Annotated in this window: 18 protein-coding genes; 6 read left to right on the top strand and 12 right to left on the bottom strand. The window is 60.9% G+C overall.

Annotated features, from left to right (window positions below):
* Positions 1–33: 33 nt before the first annotated feature.
* The 11 genes from ACZ2HM_RS13585 to ACZ2HM_RS13535 all read right to left on the bottom strand — a co-directional run bounded on the left by ACZ2HM_RS13585 (position 34) and on the right by ACZ2HM_RS13535 (position 8555).
* The gene (locus tag ACZ2HM_RS13585; RefSeq protein WP_239018942.1) at positions 34–270 is read right to left on the bottom strand and encodes a hypothetical protein; all 237 of its coding nucleotides are present in this window, start codon (positions 268–270) and stop codon (positions 34–36) included.
* A complete protein-coding gene (locus tag ACZ2HM_RS13580; RefSeq protein ID WP_411779033.1) occupies positions 267–656 on the bottom strand; it encodes a hypothetical protein in 390 nt (129 codons plus the stop codon). The genes ACZ2HM_RS13585 and ACZ2HM_RS13580 overlap by 4 nt, the downstream gene beginning before the upstream one ends.
* Entirely contained in the window at positions 641–970 is a 330-nt protein-coding gene (locus ACZ2HM_RS13575; protein ID WP_119747981.1) for a hypothetical protein, read from the bottom strand. The genes ACZ2HM_RS13580 and ACZ2HM_RS13575 overlap by 16 nt, the downstream gene beginning before the upstream one ends.
* Positions 967–3489, bottom strand: coding sequence for a TraC family protein (locus ACZ2HM_RS13570; protein WP_119747983.1), 2523 nt, complete (start codon positions 3487–3489; stop codon positions 967–969). Before ACZ2HM_RS13570 ends, ACZ2HM_RS13575 begins: the two co-directional genes overlap by 4 nt.
* Positions 3486–4091, bottom strand: coding sequence for a TraV family lipoprotein (locus ACZ2HM_RS13565; protein WP_182913979.1), 606 nt, complete (start codon positions 4089–4091; stop codon positions 3486–3488). Before ACZ2HM_RS13565 ends, ACZ2HM_RS13570 begins: the two co-directional genes overlap by 4 nt.
* A 26-nt stretch (positions 4092–4117) precedes the next feature.
* Complete coding sequence (locus ACZ2HM_RS13560) at positions 4118–5446, bottom strand: TraB/VirB10 family protein (RefSeq protein ID WP_119747987.1); 1329 nt, start codon at positions 5444–5446, stop codon at positions 4118–4120.
* The gene (locus ACZ2HM_RS13555; RefSeq protein ID WP_119747989.1) at positions 5443–6162 is read right to left on the bottom strand and encodes a type-F conjugative transfer system secretin TraK; all 720 of its coding nucleotides are present in this window, start codon (positions 6160–6162) and stop codon (positions 5443–5445) included. The genes ACZ2HM_RS13560 and ACZ2HM_RS13555 overlap by 4 nt, the downstream gene beginning before the upstream one ends.
* Positions 6163–6199: 37 nt before the next feature.
* Complete coding sequence (locus tag ACZ2HM_RS13550) at positions 6200–6829, bottom strand: TraE/TraK family type IV conjugative transfer system protein (RefSeq protein WP_470425430.1); 630 nt, start codon at positions 6827–6829, stop codon at positions 6200–6202.
* Positions 6830–6840: 11 nt separating this feature from the next.
* The gene (locus ACZ2HM_RS13545) at positions 6841–7107 is read right to left on the bottom strand and encodes a type IV conjugative transfer system protein TraL (RefSeq protein ID WP_069064025.1); all 267 of its coding nucleotides are present in this window, start codon (positions 7105–7107) and stop codon (positions 6841–6843) included.
* Between the two features lie 130 nt (positions 7108–7237).
* A complete protein-coding gene (locus tag ACZ2HM_RS13540; protein WP_026149605.1) occupies positions 7238–7552 on the bottom strand; it encodes a hypothetical protein in 315 nt (104 codons plus the stop codon).
* A 196-nt stretch (positions 7553–7748) separates the two neighbouring features.
* On the bottom strand, positions 7749–8555 hold the full coding sequence (locus ACZ2HM_RS13535) for a DsbC family protein (protein ID WP_470425429.1): 807 nt from the start codon (positions 8553–8555) through the stop codon (positions 7749–7751).
* Positions 8556–8950: 395 nt separating this feature from the next.
* On the opposite strand from ACZ2HM_RS13535, the gene ACZ2HM_RS13530 reads away from it, so the two are divergent.
* From ACZ2HM_RS13530 to ACZ2HM_RS13505, 6 genes are all read left to right on the top strand, one after another.
* The gene (locus ACZ2HM_RS13530) at positions 8951–9103 is read left to right on the top strand and encodes a hypothetical protein (protein WP_161774360.1); all 153 of its coding nucleotides are present in this window, start codon (positions 8951–8953) and stop codon (positions 9101–9103) included.
* Positions 9104–9766: 663 nt separating this feature from the next.
* Positions 9767–10180, top strand: coding sequence for a helix-turn-helix domain-containing protein (locus tag ACZ2HM_RS13525; protein ID WP_051520135.1), 414 nt, complete (start codon positions 9767–9769; stop codon positions 10178–10180).
* A gap of 14 nt (positions 10181–10194) precedes the next feature.
* Positions 10195–10845 carry a GntR family transcriptional regulator gene (locus ACZ2HM_RS13520; RefSeq protein ID WP_051520203.1) on the top strand — a complete coding sequence of 217 codons (651 nt, stop codon included), beginning with the start codon at positions 10195–10197 and terminating at the stop codon, positions 10843–10845.
* A 160-nt stretch (positions 10846–11005) separates the two neighbouring features.
* On the top strand, positions 11006–11137 hold the full coding sequence (locus ACZ2HM_RS13515; protein ID WP_161774400.1) for a benenodin family lasso peptide: 132 nt from the start codon (positions 11006–11008) through the stop codon (positions 11135–11137).
* 67 nt (positions 11138–11204) lie between these two features.
* On the top strand, positions 11205–11870 hold the full coding sequence (locus ACZ2HM_RS13510) for a lasso peptide biosynthesis B2 protein (RefSeq protein WP_043154804.1): 666 nt from the start codon (positions 11205–11207) through the stop codon (positions 11868–11870).
* Positions 11867–13594: an asparagine synthase-related protein gene (locus ACZ2HM_RS13505; RefSeq protein ID WP_096063053.1), complete on the top strand. Its 1728-nt coding sequence runs from the start codon at positions 11867–11869 to the stop codon at positions 13592–13594. The genes ACZ2HM_RS13510 and ACZ2HM_RS13505 overlap by 4 nt, the downstream gene beginning before the upstream one ends.
* Here ACZ2HM_RS13505 and ACZ2HM_RS13500 read toward each other — a convergent pair.
* Entirely contained in the window at positions 13530–15596 is a 2067-nt protein-coding gene (locus ACZ2HM_RS13500; RefSeq protein ID WP_255245757.1) for an Atxe2 family lasso peptide isopeptidase, read from the bottom strand. The two genes, ACZ2HM_RS13505 and ACZ2HM_RS13500, sit on opposite strands and share 65 nt — an antisense overlap.
* Positions 15597–15645 lie beyond the last annotated feature (49 nt).

The following is a 15645-nucleotide window of genomic DNA, read 5'->3' as shown; positions in this document are numbered from 1 at the left end:
AGGGCATGACGAGGGTGGCCTCGGCCCATGCTTCTAGCGCCCATGACGCCGTCTCCAATATGGCGCACGGTTCTCGCGCGCCTCGCCGATCGCGGCGCTGATCAGCGCGGCTATCGCAATCACCGCTATGACCGCGCTGAGAATGCGGACGACCGCGGGCGCGGTCGGCAATTGCCAGGCGACACAGGTTTGCACGAGCGCAAGGCCCTGGCTGCCGATCAGCAGACGGATGGGTCCTGGCGCGGGCGTGGCGGAGAAGATGCCGTTCACATCCGCCTCCACCACTGGATGATGGCATGAAAGCGCTCGACAATTGCGTCCCAGGGAATCAGGATCAGACCTGTCGAGCCCGCGCCCATTCCGGCGCAGATGCCGATGAACATGCCTTCGGCAAACGGCGCCTGGAAGAGCCAGGCTGCGGCAAATGCGCAAAACGCGGCATTGGCGATGCCGCCGGTCACCAACAGGGCGTAGCTCATCCGCGCAAAGCGGCGTTCCGCCTGGATAACCGTGACGATCGCCTGCGCAACCGCGTCGATACCAAGTGCCGGGTTGCTCACGCTGCGCGCATAGGCAAGGAGCCCATGGACATCGTCTTCGACGTCCAGGCCAAGATCGAAGCCATTGGCGTGATCGGCTTTCATTGCGCCCTCCATTGCCGCAAGCGTGAGAAGACCATCCCGCACGCGCCCGACAGGCCGATCAGCAGCAGGCCGCTCGCACAGCAGGCGGCAGCGACGAGGATGCCCGCCCGTATGGCCTGGAGCGGTGGCTGATGGAGCGCGATCCCGGCTATGATGACGAGACTGCCCATCATGCAGGTTTCGATCGCGACAAGCCGCAGTCGCCAATGGAAAGCGGCGGCCTCGGCGCGGCGGGCGACACGCGCTTCGATCATCGCTTCGATCGCCGGGTCATTTTCCCAGTCGAGCGCCAGCTGATCGGGATGGGTTGCAGGCTTGTGCGTCATGCTACCCTCCCCTCCTGGCGAGTATCTCCGCCCAGTATTTGGGCTGGATCGACACCGGCCAGTTCGCAGACCGCCTCCAGCGGATTGCGACCGGCCCGCACGAGCGCCTCGAACGCGGCAACCTCATTGGGCGCAGAAGTATTGATCCAGTAGCTGAATGGATCGACCACCAGTCGCGCGATGCCGAGGCCCAGCGGACTATCGATGAACACTTCGGAATAGTTGGGCTTGGCGTTGCGGACCGATTTCAGAAGATCGAGGACGAAGCCTGAATAGTCGAGGATCTTGTTATCCACCGCCTTGTCATAGGTGGAACCCTGCAGCAGGAATTTGGTCGCGGCATTTTCCAGGATCACCTGTCCGGTGCCGCCAAAGAGCATGAGGTCGTTCATGCTTTGGAGCACGATACCAAAGCTCCCCTGATATTTGCGCGCGCGGCGATAGCCCTGGTCGAACGCCTCGGCGAGACGGGAGAGGTCCTGCCCGTCGCTGCGGGTCATGAACTGCGCGGCCTCGTCGCACAGCACGAAGCGGGGTTTGTCGCGGGCCGAGAGATAAAGCTCCTGGGTGACCGCGTTTACCACCACCATGACGATCACGTTGAAGAGGTCTGGTAGCGCTTTTAAGCGTTCGAGCTCCAGCACCACGAACTCGTCGCGCGAGATGTCGAGTGTCGAAGGACCATTGAAGAAATGGCCATAGGCGCCCTGCGACCCGAAATCGCGCAGGTTGAACGCCAGTTCGCGCGCGACCGGCACCAGATGGTCGACCCGGTCGAGGTCGGAGGCGGCATTGTCGGGATAGCGGCCGAGCCAAGCGCGCACCGCGTCGATGCCATCTTCGCCGCGCCCGCTGTCGACCGTCCATTGCACGGCGGATTTAAGCAGGTTCCATTCCGATGTGGTGACCGGCTTGCGGGTCGAGGCGTTCGCCATTTCCGCGACGATCGCGACCGCCATGGCAATGGCCGACTGCTTGTCCTCGCCATCGAGCGCGAGCCCCATGTCGAAGGGATTGAGGACGAGGCGCTCCTCGCCGATGTCGATATAACGCCCCGAGCAGAGTGTGCAGAGCTTGCGGTAGCTGCCGCCGATATCGATGATGCGGATGAGCGCGCCCTGCGCATAATATTGTTGGCACAAATTATTGAGCAGGAAGCTCTTGCCTGCGCCGGACTCAGCCGAAACGATGAAATTATAATTGTTGATGCGTGGGTCGAAGAGATCGAGCGTGATGAGCTGGCCCTTGCGTCCGACATAGAGCAGGGCCGGGCGGCCACCGCCGCGAAAATCGGTCTGGACCGGCACCATGAGGCTTGCGGCCTTCACGGCCATGCGAAAATCGCGTTCCAGCAGTTTCAATGTCTGCTTTTCGGGATAGAGCCCAAAGGGCAGGCTGGCAGCGAGCAGTACGGGCAGCAGATAGCTTTCTTCCTGCACCATGAAGGGCAGGGGTTCTGATTCCCACAAGCGCTTGGCGCGCGCCGCCATCTCACGCGCCTGGGCGCTGTCGCGGCCGAATACCCACATGGTAGGGATCACCGAGACGAAGCGACTGTTGGATGCTTCATCGAGAATCCAGCCAATCTCCTCGATCTGCTTGCCAACTTCGACTGCAAAACTGCCCGCGGCCTTTTGCGCGGAGAGGATCTGCGCGCGCTTGTGGATTTCGAACTGCGAATGGTCGAACAGGACCGAGAGGCAATAGAGGAACGGCCCGCCGATCTGGTCGCTGTCCTCCGCAGAGCCGCGCATCCCGCCCATGAGGCGGTTGGCGCGCTCGGCGGTGATCCGGCGTGCGGGCGCTTTGGGCGTGAGGCAACGCGCCACCTGGTTGCCGAGAAACACCTCCGGGCCTTCGAAGCAAAGGTCAGGTCCAGCCTCGATAATCTGCCGCGCGATCGATGGGGCGGGCATGCCGCCCATGCTCTCGCTGAGGAATACCCCCGGCGCGGGCGCGAAGACGCCGTTGAAGATCCGGCGATAGAAGCTGACCAGTTCGTCGGGCGGTAGCCGTCGGATACCCATCTTCGCCAGTTGCTCTTCCACCTGGCGGCGCAGGTCCGCGCCGAGCTTCACCCGCGTCTTGATCGCGAGGAACAACCGGAAGTCGCGTACAGGAATGGCATGGAGCGCATCCAGGCCCTTGGTTCCGCCGCGCAGATAGTCGGCGGTGCGCCGGGCCGAGGCCTGGACCAGCGGGTCTGGCCTGACCTTCATATCGAGATAGGCGTCAAGCGCCGGGTCGATCAGCGGATCGGCAAAGGTGATGAGCTGGAGGACCGTGCCCTCGGGAAAATGGATATTGAGCAGCCCGAGCAACGCCTGTTGCACATGGGCGAACATATAGGCGGACGGCACAAGCTCCCAGGCCTGGCCCCAGCCATCGTCAATGCAGAGGAAAGCTTCCTCCTCATCGACCCAGGCGACCATCGGCAAAAAATCCGAATAGGCGTCGCGGGTCACGGCGGCGCGCAGGCGCTGATAGCTCAGACTTTTGTTGCCGGGCCGCACGCTCATGGCCGTTTCTCCGGATGGATGGCAAGCGGCATGGCCTCTTGCGTCGGCACGTCTGTGCTGCCCGGTTCGGGCTCGCGCATCGTGCGCAGCACCGGTGGCGCAGGCGTTCGCCCGCCCGGTTCCACCAGATAGTCGCCCACGACCCAGGCAGGCCGGTCGATGATCGAATAGATATAGCGCGCCATATAGAGCCGGTCGGGGCGCTGCTTGTCGGCATAGGGAAGGATCAATGTCCGGATGGTGCGCGAAGGGCGCAGCATCGGCGATCCGGGAGCCTCGATCAGCGCGCCGACATGGCGCTGGCCAGGTTGCGCCATAGCCGAGGGTGTCGCCGCAGCCCTGGCGGGCCCCTTGTCTATGCTGCGGGCCCGCTTCTTGTCCGGAGCGAGCAGCTTGTGATCAAGGGTGACGGCAGGATCGGATTTTGAGGCGCGGCCCGCGACCGCATCGGCATAGGCTTGGCCCGGATGAATGCACTGGCCATGGTCGCTATTCTTGCACGAGAATTTCTCGCTATAGGGTGACATCACCGATCCCATGGTCGCGCAGCCGGGCAGCGCGAGAAGGGGCAGCAGGAGGAGGCAGGGTCGGAGCATCTTCATGGCTTTGTCTCCCATGGGTGCGGACATCAGAATTTGCCTCCTGCACCGGGTTTGATTTCGAGGGTGGCGCCCTCCTGGATCACCACGACCACATCCTTGGCGGCGCCCACCTCGACGATGGGACCAGCCTGGCGGGCGAGATCGAGATAGAAGTCGGTGAGCTTGTCCGAGGATTTGGAGAGCCCCCCGGCAATGCCCGTCCTGGCGGCATCGCCGGCATCAAGCGTGCGCACCGTGCCCAGCGCTGAGGTCGAGGTGTTGCCGAACGTGCTTTCGACCGACTGCGAAATGCCGCTGATGGTCCCGGCAATGAAGGCGCGCGCCAGCGTCGCCCCGGCGCGCGTCACCACCTTGCCAGACAGGCCCTTCTTGCCGTCGGTATCGACGAAGAAGCCCTTGACCGGTTGATCGACGATCGAATGCTCGTCGAAATCCACGCAGGAGAGCGATACGAGCTGGACCTCGACCCGCTCCTTGGCAAGACTCCCGGTGGCGTTGCCGACCACGAAGCAGCCCGCTAGATTGGCCTTCACCTCATTGGGCAGGACGGCGGGCGCCTGCACCCGGGCAATGATGGGTTCAGGATTACTCGTCGCGTCCCGGCTCGCCAGCGCGTCGATCCCGGTCAGGAGCCGCGCCTTCATGAAACCAGGCGGTAAATAGATCGTCCGACTCTTTTTTTTCGACGATGCGGCATGGTCGGTCGCGCCCTGGGCCATGACCTGACCGGTCGCCGAGCCGATCGCGCCGACCGTCTTTTCGACCGGTGGTGCCGGTGGAGCAGGCGGCGCAACTGGGCCGGTGGGCGGCGCAGGCAGCCTGTCGGCATCCGCGCTGATATCGCCGGTTTCGGGCGGGTAGGGCAGCGCTGGAACGCTGTCGGGCAGGGCGGGAGGCAGGTCGGCATCCATGGTCTGGCCGCCTGGAGCCGTCGTGTCGCCCCGGAGCACTTTGCCTTCCTCGATCGCGCTGACCCGGTCGCCCAGCAGCTGCTGGCCATCGAGAACCTTTTTCAAATCCCCGCGCAGTTTGACTTCAAGACTGTCGCCGCGCAGTCCAGCGCCCATGTTGAGCGTTGCGGCGGGATCGGCGGGCTTGACGTCCTCCTTGCTGCCCGATGCCGCGTAAAGGCCTATCCCGAGCGCACCGACAGCGACACCGACGGCGAGCTGGCGCGCGCGCAGTTTCTGCCGCGCGGACATTTTGGCCCACTGCGCCTTAAGGTCGAGCAAGGCCGGAGACGGACGGCGCGCGGCGTCATCCTTCGGTCCGGCGCTCTGGGCGGCAAGATGGGCCTGATAGGGCGACAGGCCTTCCGGCGTCTCCGCTGCGTCTTTGCTCTTGTCGCCGCTCATTGTCCGCCTCCCCGGCGCACCACGACAAGTCGGGCCGTTTCGCCCGCATCAAGGCGGACCCGGTCCAGCGTGACTGAAAAAATGCCTGCCCCAAGCGCCGGATCGACGAGCTGGCGCTCGTCCAGCGTCACCGCTGCCATGGTTCGCACATGATATTGCGAGGCCGAGAGCCCGGCACCCTCGACGGCGATACGGCGTTGTTCGGTTATCGACAGGCCTGGCAGCGCCGCAATGCCGACCGCTTCGCCCGACGGCGCGACCTCGCTGAACGAGGCAGGGATGCGATCGTCGAGCAACGCCATGGTGATGGAGACGGCACGATCTTCATCGGCCAGCGCAGCCATCAAGGCGCTATTGGCCTGGGCACGCTGGCGTGCGCCGGGCACGAGTATCACCGTCTGCGCTGGAATTTCCGCCGGTTCAGCATAGAGGGGGTAGGTCGCGCCGTTGCAATTGACAAAGAACTCGGAAGGTTGCGTCACATAGCTGCGCGTCACTTGCCCTGCGTCGTCAATCTCGCGGGCGAGGAACTTGATCCAGGCGTCCGATCCGCCTTTCTCGACGGCAAGACCTTTCTCGGCCGAGAATTTGATATCCTCGATCTCGCCGCCTTCGCACACGACATGGTTGATGTCGCGGTTGGAGAGACGGATCCGACTGGTCTGATCGGGCAGCGCATGGAGCGTCTGACCTGAGGCCGGGATCGCCAGCAGCATGAACCCGGTTAGAGCGGCGCACGCTCCTATGCGCTGATTAGCGTGTTTCGACATCGAACTGCTCCTCGGAAAGACGCGTCAGCCAGAAACGGCCATTTTCGATGCCGTAGCCGATGCGTAAAATGCCCCGGAATTTGCGGATTACGCCGCCGATGACACGGACCTTCTCGACCGGGACGACGATCTCATGGGCGGTCCAGCGGACCGGCTGATCGTTGCGGATGTATGTGGCGATCGACAGCGTAGGGTTGTTCGCCAGTTCGTCGAGCATGGCATTGAGACTGTCGCGCATCGCGCCATAAGCGGACGGGTGAACGAGCCCCAGCAGCTCCTGGAACTGCCGGTCGGCTGAGTAAGCCGACCAGGTACCCGACAGCGCGACGATGTTGCGCGTCATGGCGACGATATAGGCTTCGGACGGTGTGTTGCCCGAGACATGAAGATCACCCGTGGCGCCAAAGGGGACGATCACCGTCCGGGCATTCTGGTTGGTCGTGTAGATGACCACGCCCAGCACGGCGGTGACGCCGAACATGCCCGCAATGGCAACCTTGAGCAGGCGGTTTTCCTCGAACAGGTTGGCCGAGCCCTGCAGGTAGCGATGGATGCCGTAGCTGGCCGGTTTGCCCAGCAGCGGATCCTCCTTTGTCTTATTTTGCCCGAACATGCCCATGGCGCTCACTCGAAGAAGCGGGTCTGGGTGGGACCCGGATAATGAGGAAAGGAAACAAGACCCCAGCGCCAGGCGAGATGGGGGAGATAGCCCCTGGGCTTGGTCCGCTTCCACGGAATGAAAAGGAGAAGGGCAGCGATGAGCGCCCAGCCGACAAGTCCGCCCACGATCGCGGCCACGAAAATGCTCGAGGTCGCGAGCAAAAACTCGTCAGATCCAAACCACAGGATCTGGACGGGCCGATGCAGATATTGCGGAAGGCGTTCGTCCATCTGCCCTTCTCCTCTTGGCTTCATGATACCTTCAAAGGTATCATCCTCCAGGAACCGACCATCGGTTCCCAGCCTGTTGCCGATGGGGGAAGCGCCTGGTCAGCCAGGTGCGTGCCCCCACCTTCGCGTCTCAGATGACCATCCCGAAGGTCTGGAGAATGGAGTCCGCCTTGATGAGGCAGACGGCCGCGACGATGGTCGGGATGCCGATCATGATATTCGAGAAAAGGCGCGAGACGCCGAACAGGAAGGCAGCGACGCCGCCCACAAATCCCATCGGACCTTTCACGCCCTGGTTCACGACGATATCGTATATGTCGTAACCAAGATCGCCCTGGGCGGGTGCCGAGAAGGCATGGACCGGGCCACCGACCAGGGCCATCGCGCCTAAAGGGAGGCCGACATTGGCCACCGCCAGGACCTTGTTGCCAAATTTGTGCATCATAGCATTGCTCCAAAAAGGAGCCGTCCAACCAAAGCCTGCCGGCATCGAAGGAAGATCGGTGTCGGCCGGGGCGTCGGTGGACGGCTCCATGAGCCCGCCGCCGCCGGCATCCTGGTTCATCCGCGCTGGCCAGTTGGGGCCGGGCCGGATGCCCTCCGCAAAGAGATTGTGCGCAGCCGCGATGGCGCGCGCCCGTTCAGCGCCGCACATCGGACACTGCCTTTGCAAGCGCAGGCTTTGCGTGCCGATCGAGGAACGCTTCAAGTTCGGCCTGCTGAAAGCCCGAGATGAGCTTGCCATCGGCGATCAGCGTTGGCGTTCCCGAAACGCCCACCTTGGCGACCAGTTCAGCGTCCTCCGCAACCTTGGCACGGCCCTCCGCGCACTGGCGCAGGACGGGCGGTGTCTGGCCGGAATAGGCCGCCCGGAAGGCAGCCTCCCGATCTGCCGAGCATAGGATATGCTCGGCCTTGGCGGCAGCGGTCGGATGGATGCCGCTCACGAAGAAGATGAGACGCCTTACCGGCTTGCCCTCGGCGGCTTTGGCGCTCCAGAAGCGATCGAGCGTCTGGCAGTAGGGACAATCCGGGTCGGTGAATTCGATGACCGTTGGCGCATCTGCAGGGCCGATCGCCAGTGCCTTGGCAGGGTCGATGGCTTTAAGGCGGCGCGTGGCACCCTGTTCCTGCGCCAGCGCGGTCAGGTTGACGCCGTTGCGGTCATAGACGGTGGCGAACAAAAGATGCTCACTTTGCGGCGCATAGTAGATGATGCGGCCTCTGGCGCTTGCCTGATACAACTGGCCCGTGACGGGAGCCACGGCAAAATCCTCGAACTGAAGATTCGTAAAGGTCTGATGGAGCTTCGCCTCGGCTTCTGATGCGGCTGCCCTTAGTATCGCAGCCTCATCGGCTGGGTCTGCGATTGCTAGGCTGGGCGATACGGCCAATGCGGCTCCTGCGAGCAAAGCGAACAGCGACAGCGGGTGAGATGTGACCGTCATGGGCGTTGCTCCGGTTTCCTGGAATTGAGCGAGAAAAGCGCGGCGTCAATGCCGATGGATCGTCCGATCGGCACCGTTGTCGGCCGGGCCAATTGCCGCCGCGGCGTGGCTGCTATGATCGCATAGTCGCCGCCGACGTTGCGGATGACGCGTGTCGCCCTGTCTACGGCGCGGGTTGATCGGACGAAGGCCTCTTGTTTTGGAGCCGCAATGGAGGGCATAGTGACGGCCATAAGAATGACGAAGGTCGGTGGCCTGTATGGGAATCCGCTGGCCATGGTTCATACCTCCTTGGACTAGAGCGGCCATTGGCCGCCTGGATGAAGGGACTGTGTGACCGGGGAGCTTCGTTCGTTCGGGTAGACTTGCCATCACCGGTCCGTTGAAATGGATCGTTGTCCAAGCTTCCCCAGCCCTGCAATGGCCAGGGCAATGTCGTGCCGGTGCAGGGTAGTGACGTGCCGCTGGAAGGCAGTGAGATGCCGCGATCAGGCAACATCATGCCGAATGGGCACGTCAGTGCCGATGGGCCGTTCACAATGCTTTGATCCCACGCTGCTCCCACGGCTGGGCACGGCGTATTTTCAACGGGCATGCGGGCTCGATTCGTTGGGCCACCGCGGGGAAAGGAGGCATCTATGGCCGCGCAGGCGACACGAAGTTACAGGCTGACAATGTCCGAGTGCGGGCTAAGCCTTTTCTTGCAGTGTCATTCACGGTTCTGCACCGCCGCCCATGATCTTTTGTCGTACGGCAATACCTTGCATGCGGCCGTCACGCTGCTAGCCGCTCGGGACCTTGACGAAATGGTTGCCGACCTTGCCGATCCCGATATTGCGCGCCTTTCGGGGACTATGCAGCATTATGTAGGGGCACCGCAGGAGCTGGGAAGCTTGGCCCGAGAAATCAGAGAGAAGGTCTCGCGGGCCGGTGCTATATATGCGCCGCCTCTCAGCACCGTGTATGTCGCAGCCGTAAGTCATATGAGCGTCGCCAGCGAAAGGGATATGCGTCGCCTATGTGCGCTGTTGCGCCGGCCTCAATCAGCATGAAAAAGGATGACTGTTCATTCGTGATACCTGGAATGACAGGAGAAAATTCGTCTCAGATTGAGAACGATAGCCTTTGACCGCATGAGCAAAATGCATAGCCTATCGTAATCGGGTAAGTGCCATTGGGAGTTTCGAGACAATGTCCGGGGGTGCCTGTACATGCAGACTCGAAAACTTCAGACCAAGGATGACGGGCTGGTTCTCTCCACGATCAAGGAGATTTCCGGCAAGCGCATCGAAGAGCGCCGCCGACGTGACCGGATCACTCAGCCCCAGCTGGCACGCGCCGCCGGGGTTAGTGTTAGATGGTTGCGGGAGATTGAGGCGGGCAATCCAAAATCCAAGCTGGACGAGCATTTGGCATGTGCACACCGGCTGGGGCTATCGACGGCTCATATCATGATCCCGCTTCTTCTCATGGAGCGAAAAATGTCGATCCCCCAGGAACTGCTTCTCGACGAGGACCTGTCCGAGCTGGAGGATCGCTGCATCGCTCTCATTTATGAACATTCGTCCAGCACGATCAGCAGGCGCAGAGCCTCCTTTTTTACAGATGCGGGCGATCAGGAATAAGGGCTTGTCGCGCAATGTCTGCCGAACCGATCACCGCCGATCGCATTTACCGGCGGCTCAAGCAGGATATTCTGGACGGTATATTGAGACCAGGCGCGCCGCTTGTCGTGCAGGCGCTCGCCGATCATTATGGTGTCAGTATATCACCCGTACGCGATAGCGCCCACCAACTCGTTGGTGAGCAAATCCTGGTATCGAACCAGGGCGGCGGTTTTGTTGTGCCGCCTGTTACTGCCGATATGCTGCGTGATCTCTACACCTGGCACGGATATCTGGTGCGACATGCGCTCAAGGCCAAGGCGCCATTCCAAGGTGATCTCGAACCTATCAAGGCGCTCGACCGGCATGGGCCCTTTCATCCCCGCGAATTACGTGATGCGGCCAATAGCCTGTTTTCCTTTATCGGAAGCCGACCCAAAAATGCGGTCCATGCACGCGCAATCATCATGGCAGGTGACAGATTGGCTATCGCGAGACTCCACGAGCCGCTTGTCTTCGACAACGTCCAAGAAGAACTGCTGTCGATCTGGAACCTGACAGAGATCGGTCGCGATGCGGCCGTCCGGGAGGCAATCTGGGCCTATCACCGACGCAGAATAAGGCGGGCTTCGATTGTCGCTCATCAGATCCTATCGAATATATCCAGTTTTAACACGCCGAAATGAAATTAGATTTCCCAAATATGCAGTACAGCTTGTTCGCGCAGGCCAGCCACCAACAGATTAGCGCGCATATTGAGAGCTTATAAGATCGCCAATATGTTGAGCTGCCACCTAAACTTCTCGTCGCTGCCACTTGGTAGCTTTTTTGAAGATGGAGGTTGTTATGGAACATCTGGAAAATATCGAAGGTGACATGATCGATCTGGGCGGCGCGAGCGCCGAAACGCAGGGCATTGGCCTGGTCGATCAGGACAATCCCGCTGGTCAGCAGCAGACCGGCATTCTCGACGAATAATCGGTCGACCCGGCGCGCGTTTCAGCGCGCCGGGTCATATTCAAGAATTTTACGGGAGCTTTGCCCCATGCTGGTCATGCTGCGGCCGGGCCTTGCCTATTGTGTGACCGAAGGGCAGGCCGTCTTCCTCGATCTCACGGCCGATCGCTATTTTGCTCTGAGTCCTGCAAAGACTGCCGCCTTTTCAGATTGCCTCATCGAGGATCATAGCCCCGAGGCGAAACCGGCTTTGCGCTATTTCATAGACGCCGGGATATTGGTCATCGGCGTTGCGGACGCAACAGGCCGGGCGTTGCCAAATATTCAGTTGCCAGCGCGTGACGCGCCTCTTCTGCCGGACGTCTCGGTCCGCCGACAAACCTTGGTGCGGGCGATGGCTATTTTGCTCGCCACGCGTTTCAAGCAGATATATCGCCCGAAGGCATTGTTCGCGTTCGGGCTTGAAGCGCGCTGGTGGAAATTGGGGGCGAACGTTTCTGGCCGAGGCCGTCTTGGTGATCTGCTTGAGGCCATGTCGTACGCGGAGCGGCTGCTGCCGCTCCGGCTGAACTGCGTTAGCCGCACACGAGCACTCAAATATTTTCTGGCGTGTTATGGCGTGGATACCGACATGATTGTCGGGGTGAGGCTTCATCCATTCTCGGCGCATTGCTGGCTTCAGGTCGACGACATCGTGCTGAACGACACGCTGGAGGGCATCGCCCCTTATACGGTGATCAGAGGCATCAAATGAGCAGCTTCTATTCTTTCGCGATCGACATTCGGCCTGCGGCTTCGAGTTTTCCTGGTCCCGTGGAGAGTGGGGTGGGGAATGCAGAGACGCCGGTCTCCCTGAGGAGCGTGTCCAGCGACCTTGATCGCTATGAAGCCGTCGACGATCGCGGCCGCCATTTGCTGTTATTGGGCAATCTATTCGACAGGACCGCAAATCAAATTGTGTCGCCGAGCGATTTCTCGCAGATTCTACGGGAGCAGGATCCGATCCAGGCGCTGCTCGTGGACTATTGGGGGCGGTATGTCGCTGTCCTTCACCATGCCCCGACTGGACATGTTGAACTGGTCCGAGATCCGTCTGGCCAAGTCCCATGCTATTATCGCCAGGATATCGGTCAGCTTCACGTCGCGCATGACGCAGATCGGCTGTTCGTTGAGACTGGGGTGCCCGATCCCGACTGGTCCATCCTGGCAAGGCATCTGCGCAATCCCATGGTACGAACGAACGATACCTGTCTTCACAGCGTGTCTGAGCTTTTGCCGGGTTTGTGCGTCACATGGTCGGCTGATAGGCTGACATGCAAGCCAAGGTGGATTCCGCAGATTGAAGCAAATCTGATCGAAAAGCCTGTCGAGGCTATTGCGGATCGACTGAAGCGCGAGATCGAAAATGCAACTACCGCCTGGGCGCGGCGCTTTCCTCGCCCTTTACTGGGTCTGTCTGGAGGTCTGGATTCCTCGGTCATTGCTGCGTCGCTCAGGGCACACAAGTCGGATGTGAACTGTTTGAATGCCGTCTTTGGCACAGGGAGGGGAGATGAGAGAAGCTATGCGGCGGCGGTCGCTGGCATGTACGGTTTCCCCCTCCATCAAGTATTGCTCAAGGTTCATGACATTGATTACAGCAGATCGCTGGCCTCGGCCAAGCCGAGACCGTTATCGAGCGCTTTCACGCAGGCAATCGACAGAGCCTCCGCCGACGTCGCCGACGCCTGCTTAGCGGACGCCCATTTCAGCGGGGGAGGCGGTGACAATCTCTTCGCCTTCATCCACTCTTCCTATCCCGCGACCGACTGTCTACTGGATACCGGCTTCGGGGCGAAATATCGGTCAACCATATCCAACCTGACGCGGATGACCGGCTGCGACATGTGGCAGATATTGGTGCGATCAATCAGACACGGGGTCTTTGCGCATCGCCCGTTTGCCCACAGGGTGGACGTGCGATTTCTAGGCGAGCAGAATGCCGACGCCTTGCCCGTTCATCCGTGGATCGAGCGCGGCGGCAAGCGGCGTCCGGGAAAGCGTCAACATATCGCGGCGACGCTGGAGGCCATTCATTTCACCGAGTTTCTCAACATCGGCGGGCGCCCCACTATTTATCCGCTGCTCTCCCAACCACTGATGGAATATTGCCTTTCCATCCCGGTTTGGCGCTGGTCGGACAAAGGCGTTGATCGGTCGCTCGTGCGTGAGGCTTTCCGCCGAATGTTGCCAGATGAAATCATAGCGCGCCGGACAAAAGGATCATTCGGCCAGCTTTTCGAAGCGGGCTTCATGCGTAACATCGGTGTCACCAGGTCCATGCTCGCGGATGGCCAACTCGCGGCCCAAGGCCTTCTGGATCGTGCGGCATGCCTCGATGCCCTGAGCAGACCGGAGAAATTGCGTCCGGAGGTCATGAGCCGTCTCGCGCTTTTTGTGGATGCGGAGGCGTGGCTGGCGGGGCGAAGCGCCCGTTAACGGCCGACGCGTTCAGGGCGCGTCGCAACCAATCGAGCACACGTCGATACACCGCAAGACGGTGCGCGGGCTGGAATTTCACATGCCCTTCGTCTGGGAATATGTACATCTCAACGGGCCATCTTTTGGCGCGCAGCACTTCAAACGTGTTGAGCGCCATTCGATATTCCTCTTCCGAAGCCTGAATGAGGATAGGGATCGGCCGCTTATCTGCATGCATAGCCAATGAGGATTGCGACCAGAAGGCATCCGCCCGACTGCCGGGCAGGGGATAGCCCAAGCTTCCATACCACCGCCGATATCCTTCGCCGTTGCCGACCATCATGCTCGCATCTTCGCAGCATGTGCTCAGGGCTGCGGCCGCGAACTTGTTGGAATGGATCAGCGCGAAGGTCGCTGTCGTCGCACCATCGCTCTGGCCGGTGATTGCAACCCGGCCCGGATCCACCAAGCCGCTTTGTTCGAGACGATCGATAATGGTCTCAAGCGAGGACAATATGCTCCGGCGATCTATCCAGTCTTTCTGGTTTGCCTGAAGATATTCATCATAGGTGACGGCTGGCCCCTGCAGCGCATAGGCCCTGGGCTTGTTGAAGCTGAGAACCGCAAATCCCTGCGATGCGAGAAGCTGTATCGGATATTCGTCCGCCGTTCCGCCGCGTAGAAAACCTCGTGATTCATACTGGACGATAACCAGTGGCAACCGCGTTCCCGGCCTAGAGCCCACCGGAAGGACGAGGTCGCCAAAGGCCTCAATCCCGAAGCTGTTCTTCCACGCCAGGCGCTGGACTCTACCAAGCCGAAATTGCGCGAATTCCGGATTGGGATCGAAAATCGTGTCGAGGGCGCCTGTTGCTACGTTGATCGAGACAATATGTCGGGGCCGAAGGGAGGTTTCGCGAGCGCAGATAAGCTGTGTGTCTGCTACTCCACAGCCAAACAGCGCGTCGTCAGTGAGCAGGATCCTGCGCGGGCGACTGCTTCCAGGAATCCAGCGGTAAAATCCGGTCTTCTCGTCCGATGCGCCTTCGCGCGTGGCAAATATCAGTTGCTTGCCGCCAGGCAGCCACCAGGAGTCGGTAACGTTCCGGCAGGCAATGGCCAGGCAGTCGAATGTCCTCGCGCCGACACGAACGTGCAGACGCGCTGGCTGTCGAAATTTTGCGGGATCGTCGGCGATGGACCAGGCGACATGATCGGCATCGAATCGAGCATGGGCTCTCGCCCCTGCGGGCCGTGCCCCGCCAGGGGACACTATTCGCGTGATCTCTTCCTGTCTCGCCGACCGGACGGTAGCGCCGCCTATATCAAGCGCTTGGACGACCGATGGAATTTGGTTTGTGGGCAGGGGCTGATTGCTGCCCAGCGGCCAGAAGCGGTCGTCATAGCGAAAGCCCTTCAGGCCTTCTCGCGTAATTTCATCTCTTGCCTCCACAAGGCCGGGACGACTCCGAAATAGGAGCGCGTCGCCAGTTTCTGACCATTCCAGTGCTTCGACATCGACCTCGGACTGAATGAGCATATGACGGTCTGTTCCGTCGGGCTTGATGATCCAGATTTCTGCCTTCCCGCTACGCTGTTTGACATAGGCGAGATACCGGCCGTCAGGATGCCAGCGGACCAAGGGAGGCTTGGGAATGCCGAGCGGTATGCCGACCAGACCATATTTGTCGAAGCTTGCGCGCTCGATGTCGCCCGCGTCGTCGATCACACGCGCTGGGGTACGGCCATCTGTTGGAACCAAGACGAGCGCCGAGCAGAAGCGGTTAGACGCCGGGTTCGCCTGGCGAAGCTGAAGCGCAATCATGTCGCCGTCCGGGGACAGTTGTATCGGTGCGCCATCCAACGAAACGCCGCCAAAATCGCGTAAGCCGATCAGGGCTTCCGCAGTGATGTCCCTGAAAGCCCGGTTACTGGTCCAATGGATCGGGAGAGAACATGGGGTGCTCCCTCCCTCCGTTACGGGGTTGCTTCGGGGTTGGGCGAAGGCATGCGTCGCCATGAACAAGGGCATGGCGGCGCATATCAGGGCCCTGGCAGCACCGGACGGA

The sequence above is a fragment of the Sphingobium sp. KKT206 genome, from assembly GCF_055640555.1.
This window is presented reverse-complemented; position numbering and strand designations above follow the sequence as displayed.